General features: G+C 62.3%; 1 protein-coding gene. It reads left to right on the top strand.

All coding sequences use genetic code 11. The annotated features are described in order from the left end of the window. Window positions 1–179: 179 nt before the first annotated feature. A partial coding sequence (locus tag CXQ91_RS25130) for a hypothetical protein (RefSeq protein ID WP_219816617.1) occupies window positions 180–567 on the top strand: 388 nt, incomplete at its 3' end.

The following is a 567-nucleotide window of genomic DNA, read 5'->3' as shown; positions in this document are numbered from 1 at the left end:
ACGGGGCATCAACCACTTGTGGTGCCGGTTCGGTAACGGCGCCTGCCGGAGGAACTTCGGTCTCCATCGCCGGAGGACTTGACGCTGGAGATGCTTCCTGCACCGCTACGGTGAACGTAACGGCCACATCCGCCGGGATCTTTACGAATGGACCCGCCAAGATCTCTGGCGCTGTCGGCGTGAGCCTGCCTGCCAATGCGAGCACCTCGTTCGCTTTCCCGACGCCGGCCATCACTGGTCCGGTTAATGGTGCCACCGTTGGTTCAACGGCGCCGATCTCGGGTACCGGCGGTTTGCCGGGTGCTCCGATCAAGATCGTGGACAACGGCGGCAACACTGTTTGCTCCACCGTCGTCGCTACTGACGCTACGTTCTCTTGCACGCCGATGGCTCCCTTGCCGGCTGGCCCGAACACGTTGACGCCTGTTCAGACCAATCCCGATAACACCACCACCATTGGTGCTCCGGTGAACGTCACTGTCACGAAGGACCCAGCTATCTCCGGTCCCAAGGATGGCGACACCGTTGGTTCGACGGCCCCGATCAGTGGCACCGGTCAACCTGGTG

The sequence above is a fragment of the Arthrobacter sp. Y81 genome (genome assembly GCF_002929335.1).
GTDB lineage: Bacteria > Actinomycetota > Actinomycetes > Actinomycetales > Micrococcaceae > Arthrobacter.
Note: the sequence above shows the minus strand (reverse complement) of the source record. Positions and strands in the feature narration are given on the sequence as shown.